General features: G+C 34.0%; 17 protein-coding genes. 13 read left to right on the forward strand and 4 right to left on the reverse strand.

From position 1 onward, the window contains the following. Positions 1 to 96: 96 nt before the first annotated feature. From OD917_RS00455 to OD917_RS00500, 10 genes are all read left to right on the forward strand, one after another. Positions 97 to 681, forward strand: a complete 585-nt coding sequence (locus tag OD917_RS00455) for a DUF4202 domain-containing protein (RefSeq protein ID WP_263521578.1) — start codon at positions 97 to 99, stop codon at positions 679 to 681. A gap of 6 nt (positions 682 to 687) precedes the next feature. Continuing rightward, on the forward strand, positions 688 to 2,499 hold the full coding sequence (locus OD917_RS00460; protein WP_263521579.1) for an ATP-binding protein: 1,812 nt from the start codon (positions 688 to 690) through the stop codon (positions 2,497 to 2,499). A 511-nt stretch (positions 2,500 to 3,010) separates the two neighbouring features. After that, positions 3,011 to 3,670, forward strand: coding sequence for a response regulator transcription factor (locus OD917_RS00465; RefSeq protein ID WP_263521582.1), 660 nt, complete (start codon positions 3,011 to 3,013; stop codon positions 3,668 to 3,670). Positions 3,671 to 3,769: 99 nt separating this feature from the next. After that, on the forward strand, positions 3,770 to 5,254 hold the full coding sequence (locus OD917_RS00470) for an MFS transporter (RefSeq protein ID WP_263521583.1): 1,485 nt from the start codon (positions 3,770 to 3,772) through the stop codon (positions 5,252 to 5,254). A 95-nt stretch (positions 5,255 to 5,349) separates the two neighbouring features. Beyond that, positions 5,350 to 6,612 (forward strand): alginate export family protein, encoded by a 1,263-nt coding sequence (locus tag OD917_RS00475; protein WP_263521584.1) that lies wholly within the window; start codon positions 5,350 to 5,352, stop codon positions 6,610 to 6,612. Between the two features lie 136 nt (positions 6,613 to 6,748). Then, positions 6,749 to 7,114: a hypothetical protein gene (locus OD917_RS00480; protein WP_111285368.1), complete on the forward strand. Its 366-nt coding sequence runs from the start codon at positions 6,749 to 6,751 to the stop codon at positions 7,112 to 7,114. 121 nt (positions 7,115 to 7,235) lie between these two features. Continuing rightward, positions 7,236 to 7,949: an endonuclease/exonuclease/phosphatase family protein gene (locus OD917_RS00485; RefSeq protein ID WP_263521585.1), complete on the forward strand. Its 714-nt coding sequence runs from the start codon at positions 7,236 to 7,238 to the stop codon at positions 7,947 to 7,949. Between the two features lie 3 nt (positions 7,950 to 7,952). Beyond that, positions 7,953 to 8,573 (forward strand): class I SAM-dependent methyltransferase, encoded by a 621-nt coding sequence (locus OD917_RS00490; protein ID WP_263521586.1) that lies wholly within the window; start codon positions 7,953 to 7,955, stop codon positions 8,571 to 8,573. A gap of 101 nt (positions 8,574 to 8,674) precedes the next feature. Beyond that, entirely contained in the window at positions 8,675 to 8,908 is a 234-nt protein-coding gene (locus OD917_RS00495) for a hypothetical protein (protein WP_263521587.1), read from the forward strand. Further along, positions 8,908 to 9,225 (forward strand): type II toxin-antitoxin system RelE/ParE family toxin, encoded by a 318-nt coding sequence (locus tag OD917_RS00500; protein ID WP_263521588.1) that lies wholly within the window; start codon positions 8,908 to 8,910, stop codon positions 9,223 to 9,225. Before OD917_RS00495 ends, OD917_RS00500 begins: the two co-directional genes overlap by 1 nt. A 101-nt stretch (positions 9,226 to 9,326) precedes the next feature. Here the strand turns inward: OD917_RS00500 and OD917_RS00505 are convergent, their stop codons facing one another. After that, complete coding sequence (locus OD917_RS00505; RefSeq protein ID WP_263521589.1) at positions 9,327 to 10,031, reverse strand: Crp/Fnr family transcriptional regulator; 705 nt, start codon at positions 10,029 to 10,031, stop codon at positions 9,327 to 9,329. Positions 10,032 to 10,208: 177 nt separating this feature from the next. Here OD917_RS00505 and OD917_RS00510 point away from each other — a divergent pair, with 177 nt between their 5' ends. From OD917_RS00510 to OD917_RS00520, 3 genes are all read left to right on the forward strand, one after another. Beyond that, a complete protein-coding gene (locus tag OD917_RS00510) occupies positions 10,209 to 13,727 on the forward strand; it encodes a nitrate reductase (protein ID WP_263521590.1) in 3,519 nt (1,172 codons plus the stop codon). Between the two features lie 178 nt (positions 13,728 to 13,905). Next, positions 13,906 to 15,336: a rubredoxin gene (locus OD917_RS00515; RefSeq protein ID WP_263521591.1), complete on the forward strand. Its 1,431-nt coding sequence runs from the start codon at positions 13,906 to 13,908 to the stop codon at positions 15,334 to 15,336. Between the two features lie 141 nt (positions 15,337 to 15,477). After that, positions 15,478 to 16,101 carry a hypothetical protein gene (locus OD917_RS00520; RefSeq protein WP_263521592.1) on the forward strand — a complete coding sequence of 208 codons (624 nt, stop codon included), beginning with the start codon at positions 15,478 to 15,480 and terminating at the stop codon, positions 16,099 to 16,101. A 237-nt stretch (positions 16,102 to 16,338) separates the two neighbouring features. Here OD917_RS00520 and moaA read toward each other — a convergent pair whose 3' ends face one another. Genes moaA through OD917_RS00535 form a run of 3 tightly spaced genes read right to left on the reverse strand, consistent with a single transcriptional unit; the run spans position 16,339 to position 18,688 of the window. Beyond that, positions 16,339 to 17,346, reverse strand: coding sequence for a GTP 3',8-cyclase MoaA (gene moaA, locus OD917_RS00525; RefSeq protein WP_263521593.1), 1,008 nt, complete (start codon positions 17,344 to 17,346; stop codon positions 16,339 to 16,341). Next, a complete protein-coding gene (moaCB, locus tag OD917_RS00530) occupies positions 17,333 to 18,247 on the reverse strand; it encodes a bifunctional molybdenum cofactor biosynthesis protein MoaC/MoaB (protein ID WP_263521594.1) in 915 nt (304 codons plus the stop codon). The genes moaA and moaCB overlap by 14 nt, the downstream gene beginning before the upstream one ends. Positions 18,248 to 18,256: 9 nt before the next feature. Continuing rightward, positions 18,257 to 18,688, reverse strand: coding sequence for a molybdenum cofactor biosynthesis protein MoaE (locus OD917_RS00535; protein ID WP_263521595.1), 432 nt, complete (start codon positions 18,686 to 18,688; stop codon positions 18,257 to 18,259). Between the last annotated feature and the right edge of the window lie 21 nt (positions 18,689 to 18,709).

The following is an 18,709-nucleotide window of genomic DNA, read 5'->3' on the forward strand; positions in this document are numbered from 1 at the left end:
CAAAAAACAAAACAATAATTCGTGGACATTCGTGAATTCGTGGCGAAAAAAAAAACTTAATTCCGTATCTTTGAAATTCTATTATCAAACCAAAAAATGACTACACCTTTTCAAAAAGCAAGCGAATGGATTGATGCTGAAAACGCACAAGATCCAAATATCGAGTTAGACCAAAACAAAGAGTATCCAAAAGAATTATTGTATTCTGACAGGATGTATAAAAAACTAATGCAGTTTGAACCGAATGCATCAGAAGAAATTCAGATTGCTTCAAAGGCACAACATATTTGCCGATGGAAAGTCGCTCGTGAATCTTATCCAATGGATCGTGTAGGTTATTTGAAATGGAGAGAAGAATTGAAAAAATTCCATGCAAAAACTACCGCTGAAATTCTGGTAAAAGCAGGTTATGATCAAACTTTTATTGATCGTGTTTCGTTTTTAATCGAAAAAAAACTACTTAAAAAAGATACTGAAACTCAATTACTAGAAGATGTAATTTGTTTGGTGTTTTTAGATTATTACTTAGAACCTTTCGTTCATAAACATGACGAAGAAAAGCTGAAAAACATCATTAAAAAAACCTGGGATAAAATGTCGGACAAAGGTCATCAGGAAGCTTTAAAAATTAATTATTCTGAAGAAAACTTAAACCTAATAAAAGCTTCTTTAGGATTATAATTTCATATGAAAAAAAGCAATCAGGAAGCAGCAGAAAAAATCACTTTCAAAAATTTACGACGACTGTATTTTTTTGCGCTTCTTACTATTGCCTTAACCATAATCGTTAGTCAGTTTTTAGTACAATATAATCTGAATCAACAATTAAGCGATTCTAAAATCATTAACTTTTCTGGTAAACAAAGAATGTTGAGCCAGAAAATTGTCAAAGAAGTGCTGATTTTACATTACGTTTCTGATTCGGCTACAGCCAAAAAAACTTCACATCTAAATGAGGTTTTAGCACTTTGGAAGAAAAACCAAGAAGCTTTAGAAAGTGGAAATGACAGCCTAGCTTTTCCAAAAGAAAAATCAGAAACACTTTCTAAATTATATCTTGAAATCAATCCGATTTTCAATAAAATTGCACAAACTACAGATGCCTTTTTGTTGAATTTACAACAGAAAAAACAACCGACTGAAAACCAAAAACTAGTTCAGATTATTCTTGAAAACGAAGGTATTTTCCTTTCGAAAATGAATCAAATTGTAACACAGTACGATCTTGAAGCGCATGAAAAAGTAACTGAACAACGCAAAATTGAATATTGGATTTTTGGTTTTACGCTTCTGGTTCTGCTTTTGGAATTCTTCTTCATTTTCAAACCAACAAACAAAAAAATCGAAAAGTTAATTGCCCAGCTTTTATCTTCTGAAAAGAAAGCATTGAAACTGGCATACGACACCGAAATCATCAGTGAAATAAAAGAAAACTCCGTAAAAGAATTGAAATCGCTTAATTATGCGATGGAAAACACTTTGCTTTATTGCCGAATTTCACCTGATGGTTCCATCATCCACATCGGAGAAAAATTCGCCAAACTTCTCAATTACACTAAATTTTCATCTAACAAAAAATTCTCTGAAGTACTTACTGAAGATGAAAAAGAACAGGTAAATTTTGATCGCTTGATTTTCGAAAAACAACGCAGCGGCTGGCAAGGCGAAATCAAAATTATAAATAAAGACGAAAAAGAAATCTGGCTCGATTTGTCAATGGTTCCCGTGATGATCAAAAAAGATGAACTTGAACTTTTAATTGTTTGTTTCAACATCACCGAACGCAAAAAAGCGCAACGTGAAGTCGAACGTTTGAATCTTGAAAACACAACAGAAAAAATCAATCAGCAAAAGATTATTTCGAGTAAAATCGTTGAAAATCAAGAAAACGAGCAAAACCGAATTGCCAAAGAAATTCACGACGGAATTGGTCAAATGCTAACAGGCTTAAAGTTCAGTCTGGAAAGCATTAATCTTGACGACAGAGAAAAATCAGAGCAAAAAATTGAGTATTTAAAGAAACTTTCTTTGGATATTATAAAAGGTGTCCGCACGGCAACATTCAACTTAATGCCACCAGAATTAAGCGATCACGGAATCGTTTCGTCATTGTCAAAACTCACGCAGGAACTTTCAAAATTAACTGGTAAAGAAATCCTGTTTTACAACAAAACCGATTTTGACCAGCGTTTAGATTCCTTAATCGAAATCAACATTTATCGTCTTACGCAAGAAGCAATCAACAACGCCATTAAATATGCTGAATCGTCACATATTATTGTACAGCTTTCGCACAGCGAAACACTTCTAAGCATTATCGTTGACGATAACGGAAAAGGTTTCGACGTGAATTCAGTCGACAAAAAGCGCAACAGCGAATCCGGAATGGGACTTTTATTCATGAAAGAAAGAATCCAATACATCAACGGTCGCGTTTTCATGAACTCCATACCAGGCGAAGGAACGAGAATTACTTTTAACATTCCTATTCTTAAATGAGATAATGTGTCAATTTGATAATTAGATAATTTTTCCATTGCAAAATAAAATTTTCTAATTGCCACATTAACTAATTATCTAATTAATTTGGGCGAGCCACCATCCCGATAAGAGGGCAAATATACTTTGTCTTTATTCGCCCTCTTATCGGGATGCTGTCGGGCTATCCGCGCTACTTCGGTAGCCTGCTCCTATCCCTCTCGCGGGCAATCGTTTTCAAAAGATAATTTATTTTCTTAACTTTTGTCATCTCGACGAAGGAGAGATCACACGAGAAACTCCACAATCTAAATCGCCAATCTTTGTCGAATCCCGCGTGAGATTTCTCGTTCCTCGAAATGACAAACTTGATGTAAAACTTTCTCAGAGTTTACAATTTTGTCCTTAAAATTCTAAATTCCCAACATTAGAAATTTTAATGTTAGAATTTAAAATCTAAAAAATTACGTATATTAGCATCTTCTTTATAGATGAATATACGTAAAAATTCAGAATCAAAATTAAGTAAACTATGAGCAATATCATTCGTGTAGTATTGGCAGATGACCATGTTTTTGTTAGAGACGGAATCAAATCATTACTAGAAAACGAAGCAAACATCGAGGTTGTAGGAGAAGCAATTGATGGTGCAGATGCGCTTGAAGTTGTTGCGTCAACAAAACCAGACTTACTTATAGTAGATATTCGTATGCCTAACTTAACTGGTATCGAGGTAGTAGAAAAACTTAGAAGCGAGAATAACAACGTGAAAATTATTATGCTTTCGATGCACGAATCGGAAGAATATGTATTGAAATCTATAAAAGCTGGAGCCGATGGTTATTTACTAAAAGGTTCAAGCAAAGAAGAATTCTTAAAAGCATTACATAGTGTCTCTTCTGGAGGAAAATATTTCAGCGGTGATATTTCTTCTATTTTAATTAGTCAATTAACAAATTCTTCAGCATCATTAGAACCTAAACAAACTTTAGGCGAAGAAATGATGATTACCAAAAGAGAAAAAGAAATACTTACTCTTCTTTTATCTGGCAAAGGAAACAAAGAAATCGCTGAAGCTTTAGATATTAGCAAAAGAACTGCCGAAGTGCACCGTTTCAACTTAATGAAAAAGCTGAAAGTAAAAAACCTTATGGAACTTTCTAATAAAGCGGCCGAGTATTCTTTAATCTAAAAAAATACGTATAAATACGTAATTATTTTTCAAAAACTGCGTTTTAGCAGGTTTTAACTAAGTTATAGTACTTACTTTTACATAAAAATAATAAGTACTATGAAAAATACAAACTCACTATCGCAATCTCACAAAATTTTATTTTTGAACACATTGGCATTTACAGTGTGTTTTGCCTGCTGGACATTAAACGGGGTTTTAGTAACCTTTTTAGTTGATAATGGAATTTTCCATTGGGACGTTATTCAAGTAGGATGGCTTTTAGGTATTCCAATCTTAACTGGATCAATCATGCGTCTGCCAATCGGAATCTTGACGGATAAATTTGGCGGAAAATATGTTTTTTCCCTTTTATTATTACTCTGTTCAATTCCACTATTCCTCCTTCCTTATGCTGACAGTTTCGCTATGTTTGCTTTATTAAGCTTTTTATTTGGAATGGTTGGAACTAGCTTTGCCGTCGGAATTGGCTACACCTCAATCTGGTACCCAAAAGAATGGCAAGGTCGCGCTTTAGGAATCTTCGGAATGGGAAATGCCGGCGCAGCTATCACTACCTTTTTAGCTCCTTCATTATTAAACCATTTTTCAATTGACGATCCACAAAACGGATGGAAAGTTCTTCCTGTTATTTATGCTATTTCATTAGTAGTGATTGGCGTTGCCTTTTTAATTTTCGCTCAAAACAAAAAATTAGAAAGCAATAGTAAAACCATTTCACAAATGCTTACTCCTTTAAAATCAGAAAGAGTTTGGCGTTTTGGAGCATATTACTTCTTAGTTTTTGGATGTTTTGTAGCTTATTCTCAATGGTTATTGCCAAACTTCATGAACGTGTACCAAACAAGTTTAGTTATGGGTGGTTTATTTGCCACGATGTTCAGTTTACCTTCTGGTGTCATTAGAGCTTTCGGAGGATATTTATCTGATAAATTCGGAGCGAGAAAAGTAATGTATTGGGTTTTAAGTTCTTCAGTAATTTTAAGTGCTTTATTATCCATTCCAAAAATGGAAATCACGACTTCTGGCCCAGGAATCTTAGCTGCTAAAAAAGGTGTCGTAAACGAAATCAATGACAAAACCGTGAAAATTGGAGATAAAGAATATCCTATTACACAAAAAACTGCCAATACAAATGAAAACGCTATTTTTCCAACTTCTACAAGCTGGCAAGATGTTGTTGTTGCCCACAATCAAAGCGTTGCTAAAAAAGAATTGATTGCTAAAGGTGTTACGGTTATTAAATTTGATGCCAATATGTGGGTGTTTCTGGTTTTAGTAATTCTAATCGGAATTTCTTGGGGAATCGGAAAAGCTGCCGTTTACAAACATATTCCTGAATACTTCCCAAATGAAGTTGGAGTTGTCGGCGGAATGGTCGGAATGATTGGCGGTCTAGGCGGATTCTTTGGTCCAATTATCTTTGGATATTTATTAACTGCAACGGGAATCTGGTCAAGTTCATGGATTTTCATTTTAATCTTTTCAACTGTTTGCTTAGTTTGGATGCATTACACTATTACACAACTATCTAAGAAAAAAGAAGTTAAAGTAAGTAAAGCAAAATTAGAGCCTGCATATTAGACTTAGATTAAAAAAAAATTAGAAATATGACCGTGATCATATTATACGACGGCATTTTCTTATAAATTTACCTCCGATAAAAACACAAGAATTTTATGAAAAAACTTAAACTAATTTTAATACTTATCGTAGGATTAAGCTTCGAAATCCAAGCACAGGAATTAGATGTTAATCTACAAATTAGACCACGTTTTGAATATCGTAACGGTTACAAAACCCTTCTTCCAGAAGGACAAAAAGGAACTTCACAAATTTCACAGCGTTCTCGTCTAAATATTAATTTCAAACAGGAAGATTTAATCGTAAAATTGACTTTTCAAAATACCAGAACTTGGGGAGATGTTCCAAGCACAGCTGCTGCAGATAAAAATGGAGTTGCTGTTTTTGAGGCTTGGGCACAATATAATTTCACTGAAAAATGGAGCGCAAGAATGGGACGTCAAGTACTTTCTTATGATAATCAGCGTATTTTAGGAGAGCAAGATTGGGGGCAGCAAGCACAAAGTCATGATGCGTTAACGGTTTCTTTTCATGACGAAACTCAAAAATTAGATTTTGGAGGCGCTTACAATTCAACTGCCGAAAATGTAATCCAGACTCCTTACACGGTTGCAAATTATAAAGCTTTACAATATGCTTGGTATCACAATCAATTCAACGAAAATTTAGGCGCAAGCTTTTTATTACTAAATACAGGTTATGAATACGCTAACGCAGACGCGAAATTATTAGTTGATTACAAACAGACTTTTGGACCATATTTAACTTATAAAACAAGCAAAATAGACAGTAATTTTTGGGTTTACGGACAAACAGGAAAAAGCACAGACTTAAAAGTAAGTGCTTGGAATGCCGCAGCAAATTTCGGATATCAAATAACAGAAGCTTTTAAAGCTGGTTTAGGTTATGAATTTTTATCAGGAAAAGCTTCAGATGATGGAAGTACAGTAATCAAATCGTTCAACCCCATTTTTGGAACCAACCACGGATTCAACGGTTACATGGATTACTTTTATGTTGGAAATCACTTAAACAATGTTGGTTTACAAGATGCTTTCTTAAAATTGAATTACAATGTAAACAAATGGCAATTTGCTTTGATTCCGCACGTATTCTTATCTGCTGCTGATGTAGTGAATGTTCCTCTTAACGAAAAAATGGATTCTTATTTAGGAACTGAGGTCGATGCAACTTTTGGATACAATTTCAAAAAAGACATTACAGTTACAGGAGGTTACTCTCAAATGTTTGGTTCTAGTACTTTAGAATTTATTAAAAACGGAGACGCAAATCATACCAACAATTGGGCTTGGTTAATGATTTCTGTGAATCCTAGAATTTTTAGCTGGAAAAAATAATTTTTATTTAAAATTAACTTATAATTTTTACCCTTTTCTTATTTTGGAAAAGGGTATTTTTTTTGTTCTATAAAAATGTATTATATGAATTAATTATCTATATTTGAATCGATTAAGAACCCCAAATTCTATCCTAATGAAACCATTTCTAAAATTATCTATGTTAACCTTTTTGGTTACCCAAACTGGTATTGCCCAAAAATTTAATGATGCCTTGATTTCAAAAGGCTCAGAAATAAATTTTGCTAAAACGCAAAAAAGAGGCATTAAGAAAAACAACATTGTTTACTATGTTGAAAATGATTTACAAACCATTTCTGCCTACAAAAGGAAGAAATTGAAATGGCAAACCAATGTCATTTCTGTTTGTGGAAAACCTAAAAATGGAAATCCTGAAATAAGATATATTGGATATAATACAGACAAACTTCTTATTGTAATGGGAAAACATCATTTTGCAGAAATTGATGTTGATAGTGGCTTAACAAGACTTGTTGGTTAATCTCATAAAACAATATTTAAAATATATTATAACTTACCCTTTTTCAGTTTTGGAAAAGGGTATTTTTTTGAGTTTTATTTGGGTATATTTGGATTAAATTTTAAATCTAATTACATTTAAAATGAAACTAATCGCTTGGAATTGCAATATGGCGTTCAGAAAAAAAGCTCAATATATTCAAGCTTTCAATCCTGATATTGCTGTAATTTCTGAGTGTGAAAATCCTGAAAAATTACAATTTACAGACGGAACAAAACTACCTACGGATATTCTTTGGTATGGCACAAATCCACATAAAGGAATTGGTGTTTTTTCGTTTGGAAATTATAAATTTCAGTTATTAGAATGTCATAACCCAGCTTTCAAAAATATCCTTCCAATTGCCGTTACAGGCGGAAAAATTGACTTTACTTTGTTTGCCATTTGGGCAAATAATCCAGCGGATAAAGATGGCGCTTATGTAACTCAGATTTGGAAAGCGATTCATTTTTATGAAGATTTGATCAAAGAAACCAAAACCATTTTAATTGGAGATTTTAACAGCAATACGATTTGGGATAAACCGCGTCGAGAAGGAAATCATACAACGGTTGTAAATAAATTAGCCAAAAAGAATATTTTCAGTACTTATCATAAATACTTCAATCAGATTCAAGGCAAAGAAGAACATGCGACTTGGTATTTGTATCGTCATGAAAACAAACCTTATCATCTTGATTATTGTTTTGCTTCAAATGATTTTATAGAAGTTTTAGAAAACGTCGAAGTCGGAAGTTATAAAGATTGGACTTTGTACAGCGATCACAAACCTTTAATCATTAAATTCAATATATAAACCATGAACAACTGGACTCAACGTTGGGACGATCGTTACAAAAGCGAAGAATTTGCATACGGCGAAAAACCCAACAATTACCTTAAAGAACAAATTGAAAAACTAGAACCTGGCAAAATTCTTTTTCCTGCTGAGGGCGAAGGACGAAATGCCATTTTCGCAGCAAAATTAGACTGGGAAGTTTCCGCTTTTGATATTAGTGAAGAAGGCAGAAATAAAGCTTTAAAACTTGCAGAAGCAAGTGATGTTTCAATTGATTATCAAGTTGGTGAATTAGAAACTTTAGATTTTCAGGAACAACGCTTTGATGCGATTGCTTTGATTTATGCACATTTTCCAGCTACGATAAAATTTGAAATTCACAAACAGTTGAATCAACTTTTACGAAAAGATGGTATTATAATTTTTGAAGCTTTCAGTAAAAAGCATTTGGAATATGTAACCAAAAATGAAAAAGTTGGCGGACCAAAAGACATCGAATCTTTATTTTCAATAGAAGAAATCAAAACCGATTTTCCTAACTTCGAAATCATCGAATTAGAAGAAAAAGAAATCGAACTAAACGAAGGTTTATTTCATAACGGAACTGGTTCGGTAATTAGATTTGTGGGAAGAAAAAAATAAAACACGGCGTGGAGACGCACTGAAGTGCGTCTCCACAAAAAAATCTTAAAAAAATATTCCCTTGGAAGATAATTCGTAAATTTGAAAAAATATTCAATGTCATGGATTTACAAACTAGAAAAATAGAATTTGTACAAGAATTTTTAAAAATTCAAAGCGAAGAATTAATTTCTCAGCTGGAAAATTTATTAAAAAACAAAAGCAATGTAGATGATAATGATTATTTCAATCCAATGTCTATTGAAGAATTTAATAGTAGAATAGACCAATCTGAAGATGATTTTAAAAATGGAAGATATAAAACAACTTCTCAGCTTTTAGAAAAATACAAATAATGAAATTAAAAATTGTCTGGTCGCAGTTCGCAGAAAATGAAATTGCTAAAATCTACGACTATTATCTTCAAAAGGCAGGAATCAGGGTCGCTAAAAAAATCATCCAAGAAATAATTTCTGAACCAAATAAACTCATTTCCAACAATCTTTCAACTCAAATCGAAGAACTTTTGCTTGACAGGGAAAGAGAGTATCATTACTTAGTTTGTAAAAATTACAAAATTATTTATAGTATAAATAAGGAAAATAAGCAAATTCAAATTGCTGATGTTTTTGATACAAGACAAAACCCTGTAAAACTGAAACGCACAAAATAGACCCTGCAATAAGTCATTAACGCACTGTTCAAAAGATCAAAATTTTTCCAAACACAACAAAACCTTAACATCTTAGAATCTTAGCAACTTAGAACCTCAAACTAAAAATACTTATGCTCCATAATTTCAGCTCGCAAGGTTGAAACTTCCAAAATCCCAACACGCTTTCCTTCCGTTTTAATTAATGATTCTTTTTTAAGACTTGACAAAATTCGAATTGCTTGTTCTTCTGTAGTTCCTGCAAAATCTGCGATTTCCTTTCGCGAAAGATCAATATCAATCAAACCATTCGTTTGTCCGAATTTGCGATGAATATAAAGCAACAAATCAATAACACGCTCGCGAACATTCATGTGCGCAATCTTACGGATGTTATTTTCACTTTTGTTTAATTCTTCGGCATAAAACAACATTAAAGCATACGTAAATTCAGGAACGTGCTGTAAAATTTCCTGCATGGTTTCGTTGCTAAAATTACACAAAACAGTATCTTCCAATGCATAAGCTCCAATTAAATAACGTTTGCTAGTTCCAAACCCACGGAAACCGATAATATCTCCGTTTGTGGTTAAACGAACGATTTGTTCTCGACCGTTAATTCCCGTTTTTACCGTTTTGGCTTTTCCTTTACAAATAAAATAAAGTCCTTGCAAAGGCGCACCTTCCGTAATAAACTGATCCGATTTTTTACAGATTATATTCTGTTTTTTAGAAATATAATCCGCCATCTGCTCTAAATGCAAGTGTTTCTTGATAAAACAATTCTCATTCGTACAGTAATAACATACAGCTTGCTCTTCTTTCATGAGTTCTAATTTTTAGCAGATTAAAAACTAATTTGTTGTTCCTCATTTATTTTCATCAAAAATAAAAAAATAAATTCAAAAATTAAGTATTAATACGTAAAAAGTACTTATTTTTGCATAAGTACTTATCTAAAGTCAGAACATTCAATAAAAGTAGTATCTCTAAATAGAACTCCAATGCAAACTACGAAGATCAAAACTACCTGTTCCTACTGCGGCGTTGGCTGTGGCATAATCGTGACCAACGATGCTAAAAATGGTGTAATGGTCGAAGGCGATAAAGATCATCCTGTAAACAAAGGAATGTTGTGTTCTAAAGGAATGAACCTACATTACGTAGTAAATGATACTTCAGACAGAATTTTGTATCCAGAAATGCGCGGAAGCAAAAATTATCCATTAGAACGCGTTAGCTGGGATAAGGCTCTTGACCGAGCCGCTGCTGTTTTTTCTTCTATCATAAAAAAACATGGACCAGATAGCGTTGGATTTTATATTTCTGGACAATGTTTAACAGAAGAATATTACTTAGTCAATAAATTGGTAAAAGGGTTTCTGAAAACCAACAATATAGATACCAATTCCAGACTTTGCATGAGTTCGGCGGTTGTGGGTTATAAAAAGACTTTCGGAGAAGATTCTGTTCCAATTGCTTATGACGATATTGAACTAGCGGACACGTTTTTAATTACAGGAGCAAATCCTGCTTGGTGCCACCCTATTCTTTTCAGAAGATTGGAAAAACACAAAGAGAAAAATCCGAAAACAAAAATAATCTGTATCGATCCAAGACGAACAGATACGGCAGCTTTCGCCGATTTACATTTGCAGATTATTCCAGGATCAGATATTATTTTATATCATGCCATTGCAAGACGTATTATCGAGAAAGGCTACGTCGATCATGATTTCGTTAAAAATCACGCGGAAAATTTCAAACAATATAAAGACTTAGTTTTAGGAACTTCTCTTGAAAAAGCTTCTAAACTTTGCGGAATTTCGGTAAACGACATAAAACTTGCTGCCGATATTATCGGGAAAGCAAAAGGATTTATTTCGCTTTGGGCGATGGGATTAAATCAAAGTGCTGTTGGCGTTGATAAAAATACCGCATTATTGAATTTATCTTTATTAACAGGACAAGTTGGAAAACCAGGTTCCGGTCCATTTTCATTAACAGGTCAGCCGAATGCGATGGGCGGACGAGAAGTTGGTGGAATGGCAACGCTTTTGGCAGCACATAAAGACATTGCAAATCCAACACATCGAAAAGAAGTTGCTGATTTTTGGGGCGTTGACGAAATTTCAGACAAACCAGGTTTAACGGCAACAGAAATGTTTGAAGCTTTAGAATCTGGAAAAATGAAAGCGGTTTGGATTATTTGTACGAATCCATTGGTGAGTTTGCCCGATTCTAGAAGAGCCGAAAAAGCGCTTCAAAATGCCAAATTTGTAGTCGTTCAGGACATTTCGCATAATGCTGATACAGCTAAATTTGCCGATTTATTATTGCCTGCCGCTGGTTGGCTTGAAAAAGAAGGAACTATGACCAATTCTGAGCGTCGTATTTCTTATTTGCCAAAAGGAATAAATGCACCTGGCGAAGCACTTCCAGATATTGAAATCTTAATTCGTTTTGCTAAAAAAATGAATTTCAACGGATTCAATTTCAACAGCGCCGAAGAAATCTACAAAGAACATTGTGCACTTACCAAAAACACCAATATTGATATTTCGTTCTTAAATTATAATCGTTTAAAAAACGAAGGGACTTTTCAGTGGCCGGTTCCTGATTATAATCACCCTGGAACTCCGAGATTATTTACGGATAAAAAATTCTATACGCCTTCTGGAAAAGCGATTTTTAATTTACCAGTTTCGATCGAAAATACATCGGTTCAGCCAAATGATGAATTTCCATTTATTTTGACAACCGGAAGAATTCGCGATCAATGGCATACGATGACCAAAACAGGAAAAGTTTCAAGATTATTGACTCATATTCCGAGTCCAGTTTTAGAAATAAATCCAATTGATGCCTTTAAAAATGATATTAAAAATGGAGATATTGTCGTCGTTTCAAGCAAAAACGGAGAAGTTCGTGTAAAAGCTAAAGTCACTGATTCTATCAAGGAAAAAGTGGTTTTCCTTCCAATGCATTGGGGAAAACAACTTGAAAATGATTTAAACAGAACGAATAATTTAACGAATACTGTTGTAGATCCAATTTCAAAAGAACCCGATTTTAAGTTCACAACCGTTTCGATTAAAAAATATGTAAAACCATTTCAGAAAATTGCAATCGTTGGCGCTGGAGCTGCTTCATTCCGATTCATTCAAAATTATCGTGAATTCAATTCAACTGATGAAATTATTGTTTTTTCTAATGAAGTAAATCCGTTTTACAATCGTGTTTTACTTCCCGAATATATGACGGGAGAATTTACTTGGGAACAGCTTTTAAAAGTTAAAGACGGTGAAGCTTTCAATAAGTTGAAAATCACAATGAAAGCTGGAGTGGCAATTGAAAAATTAGATCCAAAACAAAAAACAATTATTGACAGTCAAGGCGAAATTCACACTTTCGATTCGTTGATTATGGCAACTGGAAGCCGTCCTTTCGTTCCTGAAAATGCACAGCTTCATCTTTCTGGACGTTTCACCGTTAGAAGAAAAGAAGATGCCGATCGTTTGAAAAAACATTTGGATAGCACTAATCTTCCGCCAGAAGAACAACACGTTGTCATTATCGGTGGTGGTTTATTAGGGTTAGAATTGGCCGCGGCTTTAAAGCATAAAAAAGTAAAAACTACTATTATTCAGCGTGCTTCGCGTTTAATGGAGCGCCAGTTAGACCGAATTTCAAGCAAATTATTGGCCGAAGAAGTACAGCTTCGTGATATTCAAATTTATTTTGATAATGAAGTCAGCACTGTTTTCGAAACCGATAATCCGAATGAAATTGAGATTGCTTTAAAAAGCGGCAAAATCATAACGGCAAATGCCATTGTATATACAATTGGAACTATTCCGAATATTGAAATTGCTCGCGAGAGCGGTTTAGCCTGCGGACGAGGTGTAAAAGTAAATCAGTATTTACAGACTTCAAATCCTGATATTTTTGCGATAGGAGAAATAGCAGAATTCGATAATAAGTTGTTCGGAATTACTTCTGCCGCTGAAGAACAAGCTGATATTCTGGCTAATTTCCTTGCAGGAGATATTAGCAGTTATTACAAAGGCTCGATTTTAATGAATATTTTAAAATTAGAAGATATTAACCTTTGCAGTATTGGCGATCTTACAATTCCAGAGAATGATGATTCATACGAAGAAATTGTTTTCACCGATTTGAAAAAACGCTATTACAAAAAGTGCATCGTCAAAGATGATCTTTTGGTTGGTGCAATTTTAATGGGAGATAAAAACGAGTTTGCCGAATTCAAAACGATGATCGAAAGCAAAATCGAATTATCCGATAAACGAAATACGCTTTTGAGAGGAAGTTCAAACGCAAAACCTGTGTTAGGAAAATTAGTTTGCTCGTGCAGTCAAGTTGGAGCTGGAAACATCGAAGAAACCATTAAAAGTGGCGTAAATGACTTTACGGAATTATGCAAAAATACAGGAGCTGGTTTAGGTTGCGGAAGCTGTAAAACGGAGGTTAAAGAGATTCTTGCGAAATATAAAGTTTAGTTTCTTTTGTTTCAGTTTTCACGTTTCAAGTTATTGGAACCTAAAACCTGAAACTTGAAACAACGCAATGTCACCCTGAGCAGAGTCGAAGGGCACTCCAATTGGAATCGGGCTTAGACTCTGCTCAGCCTGACAAACTTGAAACCTGAAACAAAGAAAACCTGAAACAACAACAAAAATGGAACTAACAAGATTAATAGTAAAAGGAGGCGTTATTTCGCCAGGAGAATTACGAGAAGTAGTAAATATTGCTTTGGACGAAGGTTTAGATTCCATTTCGTTTGGTTCAAGGCAGGATATTATTTTCCCGAAAGGATTTAAATCTTTGGACAAAACTACTTTGGGAAAACATCATTTTGTTTATCCTGATCAAAAAAGCGGTAACAATATTGTTTCTTCTTATGTTTCGACTGATATTTTTAGAAACACAAATTGGCTTACAGGAAACCGTTTTTTATATATTTTGGAAGAATTTAAAGAACAGCCAAAACTTAAAGTCAATATAACCGATCCGAAACAGCAATTGGTTCCTTTGTTTACAGGACATTTGAATTTCATTGCTTCAGAACATGAAGATTATTGGTATTTATATATTCGTCTTCCAAAATGGGAAAAAATAGAAGTTTATCCTGTTTTGATTTACAGTTGGGATTTGGCTAAAATTTATTATGAAATCGAAAAAATTGTAGAGGAAGATTCAGTTGATATTGAAACACTTTTCGCTTTGGTAAGTGAAGCTTTAGACACTAATAATCGAACAATCGACAAACCATTAAATATTCCATTTTATCCATTTCCTTATTATGAAGGAATGAACCGAATGGGAATTGATCAATATTGGCTGGGTTTATATTGGAGAAATAATTTATACGATTTGGATTTCCTAAAAGAAATGTGCGATTTGTGTTTTGAATGCAAAATCGGAAAAATCTGTATTACGCCTTGGAAATCTTTCATTATAAAAGGAATTCCGAAAGACCGAAAACTGGAATGGGAAAAATTCCTAGGAAAACGTGGCATAAACGTTCGCCATTCGCTATTAGAACTAAACTGGCATTTACCCGTTGCAATGGAATGGGCTTTAAATCTTAAAACTTTTCTAGTTAGAACATTAGATCAATTCGATATCAGTACTTACGGATTGAATTTTGGAATTTCAGAATACAATCGCGACGGACATTATTTTACTTCGATTGTAATCGAAAAAAATGAACTTCCTATAGCTTTAGAATCCATCAAAATCAGAGATACTTATAATGTATTATTTGCAAAGAATTTTGACCCAAATACGCGCGAATATATCGTGCATTCACAAGATATTGATAAACTTGAACTTCCGACAATTTTAATTGAGTTAAGCCGAAAATATTTCGATGAACTCGGAAATTCGACTTCAGAGACAACTGAAAATCCTCAGAAAAAAGAAAAACCACAATTAGACATTTATCAATGTCAGGAATGTTTAACGCTTTACAATTCGGAATACGGAGATGAAACCCAAGGAGTTCCAAAAGGTATTTTATTTGAAAATCTACCTGAAAATTATTGCTGTTCTCTTTGTGAAGCACCAAAAAGCAATTTCAAAATATTGGAAGCAGTTGAAAATTAATGAGTTCTAAAAAAAGTGGCCTATTTTGTATTCAAAAATTGTGTATATTTAACTTAACTAAGAATTTACATTAAAGCACTATACTTCAAAAGCTTTAATCTGCTTAGTTAGAATCTATTTTACTCAATAAAAAATACAGTTATGATAAAAAGAACACCACCACCTTCTGCTGAAAAAACCACAGATGTTCCAGCAGAAACAACTGTAGAAAGTACTACAGAAAAACAACCTGAAACAAAGACAACAATTAGAAGAACTACTACGAGAACTGCTACAAAATCACCCGCTACAAAAACAGCAGCGACAAGAACAGCGACCACAAAAGCGCCTGCTGCCACTGTCAAACCTGCAGCAAAAACCCCAGTAAGAGCTGCTTCTAAAACAGCACCAAGAGCTACGGTGAAAAAACCTGCAGCAACATCTGCAAAAACAGAACCTATCGTTTCTGAGATTGTAGAAATTAAAACCAATGAAGCTGCAGAAACCAAACCTGTTGTAACTGTTGAAAAAATTGGTAAAGACAAAAACGATATAAAATCAAAGCTAAAAGCTAAACTTAAAGCAAAAAAAGAAAAAGAAAAGAAAAGAGAAAAAGCTATTAAAGCTGTTATCAAAAAATTAGAAAAAGCTAAAAAAGCAAAATTAAAAGCAGCTGAAAAGAAAAAAGAAAAGGCTAAAAAAGCGAAAGAAAAAGCTAAAGCTAAAAAAATTGCTGATAAAAAAGCGAAAGCTCAGAAAAAGGCAAAGGCTAAAAAGAAAAAATAGTTTTGAGAAGGGTTTGACTTTGAAAAAGTTGAACCTTTTTATATTTCCATTAGCAATGTAAATAAAGTTTGTCATTCTGAGGAGCGAAGAATCACACTAGAAACTCCGCACAGTAATTTGTCAATCTTTGTCGATTTGCGAGTGTGATTCTTCGTTCCTCAGAATGACAAAACTCTGTAGCTAAGACTTCAACTTCGCTCAGCCTGACAATTTACAATTAACCATTCACAATTAATATTACCCCCCAATCGCAATCATACTACGATTATCAAAATGTTTTTTCGGATCGTCCATTTCATCCATCGTAACCATTCCTGCTCTCACTTTCTTTTTACTCAGGATCGATTCTGAAATTAAATCAGTAATTGATTCACCGTTTCTAAAAACAGTTAATAAGTCAGTTTCTGAATTGGAGAAAAGGCAGTTTTTTATTTTTCCGTCAGCCGTCAAGCGAATGCGGTTGCAGCTGTCACAAAACGGATTTGTAATCGAACTTATAATTCCGAAATCGCCTTGAAAACCTTTAATTTTATAGTTTCTAGAAGTAAAGTTTTTTTCGTCTTCTAATTTCAGAATTTCTTCTGACGAAAATCGAGTTCCAACTAAAGCTAAAATTTCTTGTTGCGAAACCATTTTGCTTCTGTCCCACTCATTTCCTGCAAACGGCATAAATTCAATAAAACGGACAGAAATTGGCAGAAACTGTGTTAGTTTTACAAAATCAACTATTTCATTGTCATTGAAACCTTTCATTAAAACGACATTTACTTTTACTTGAAAATCATTATTCAAAAGCAAATGCAAATTATCGATTACTTTCTCAAACTGATTTCTAAGCGTTATCGTATGAAATTTAGATGCAACTAAGGTATCTAAACTCAAATTGATTTTTTTGACATTAAATTGCTTTAAAACCTCAATATGGCGATCAATTAAAATTCCGTTTGTTGTTATGGAAAGTGAGACATTTAAATCCGCTAATTTTGAAACTATTTCAGGAAAATCTTTTCTAAGTAAAGGTTCTCCGCCTGTAAGCCTTATTTTATCAACACCATTTTTTACGAAAGTCTGAGCAATTGCAAAAATCTCTTCGGCAGTCATTAAACTAGCTTTTGGAGAGAGCGTAATTCCGTCGGCTGGCATGCAATACGTACAACGCAGATTGCATTTTTCCAGCAACGAAATGCGCAGATAATTGTGTTTGCGCCCAAAACCATCCGTCAAAATAGTGTTAGAGGCTGTCATGATTTTTTCCTTTTAAAATATGAAAAACGTGCAGCAAATGCGGAAAAACAGCATCCATCGATTCTCTTACTCCATTTGTTGAACCTGGCAAAGCCAAAACCAGACTTTTGCCTAAAGTTCCTGCAACGCTCCTAGAAAGCATGGCATACGGCATTCTTTGCTGACCATAACTGCGAATTGCTTCTTCGATTCCAGGAATTCTGCTTTCTAATAATGGCTCTAAAGCTTCTGGCGTAACATCTCTTGGAGATAATCCAGTTCCTCCTGTAAAAATTACCAGCTGATTTTCTTTGGCGAAAGCCTTAGTTTTTTCCTGAATAATATCCAATTCGTCTGGAATGATTTCATAATGTGAAGTTTCAACTCCATACGAATCCAGTTTTTCTACAATCGTTTTACCAGAGCGATCTTCTTTATCGCCCGCAAAAATCGAATCGGAACAAACGAAAACTGCCGCTTTAATTACATTTGGGAATTTATTTTTGAAAGACGATTTTCCGCCTTCTTTATTGATTAATTTGATAGTCGAAATTTCGATTTCTTTATCAATCGGTTTCAACATATCATACATTGTCAGCGCTACGATTGATGCGCCGTGCATGGCTTCAACCTCAACTCCCGTTTTGTAAACGGTTTTTACTTTGAAAATAATATGAATATCTAAACCTTCTATATTGTATTCTACAGAAGTAAATTCAATTGGAAGCGGATGACAATCAGGAATGGATAAATGTGTGTTTTTTACCGCAAACAGTCCAGCCGTTTTTGCCATTTCAAACACGTTTCCTTTTGGCACTAAATTATTGACAACAGCATCAATTGTTTCTTGCTTGCTGACTTTTACAATTGCGGTTGCTGTTGCGACTCTTAAAGTGCTTATTTTATGCGTAATATCTACCATTATAATTTCTTAGGTATTTTGTTTCCAAGTGAATGTATCGTTTTCAAACATTTCTTTTCCAAAAATGGGAACATCAGTTTTAATCCAATTTACGATGGCTTCTGTGGCTTCATAAACTTGTTTACGTCGTGTTGCCGAAACAAACACAAACAAACAAATTTCGCCCGCTTTTACAACGCCTAAACTGTGGTAAATGTGCATGCAGGTTAAATCGAATTTGGCGAAAGCTTTTTCTCGAATTGCGTACAAAGCTTCATTTGCCATGTCTTTATATGCCGAATAATCGATTGCTACGACGGTATTGTCATGAATAACATCGGCACGGACTTGTCCTAGAAAAATATTGTGTGCGCCAATTGTATGCTTTGATTGGTGTTTGGCGATAGATTCTGCTATAAATTCAGGAGCAATTGGCCCTTCTACAAATACATTTTTACTCATTTTTATGTTTTTTAATAAGGA

This window comes from Flavobacterium sp. SH_e (assembly GCF_025717045.1).
Lineage (GTDB): Bacteria > Bacteroidota > Bacteroidia > Flavobacteriales > Flavobacteriaceae > Flavobacterium.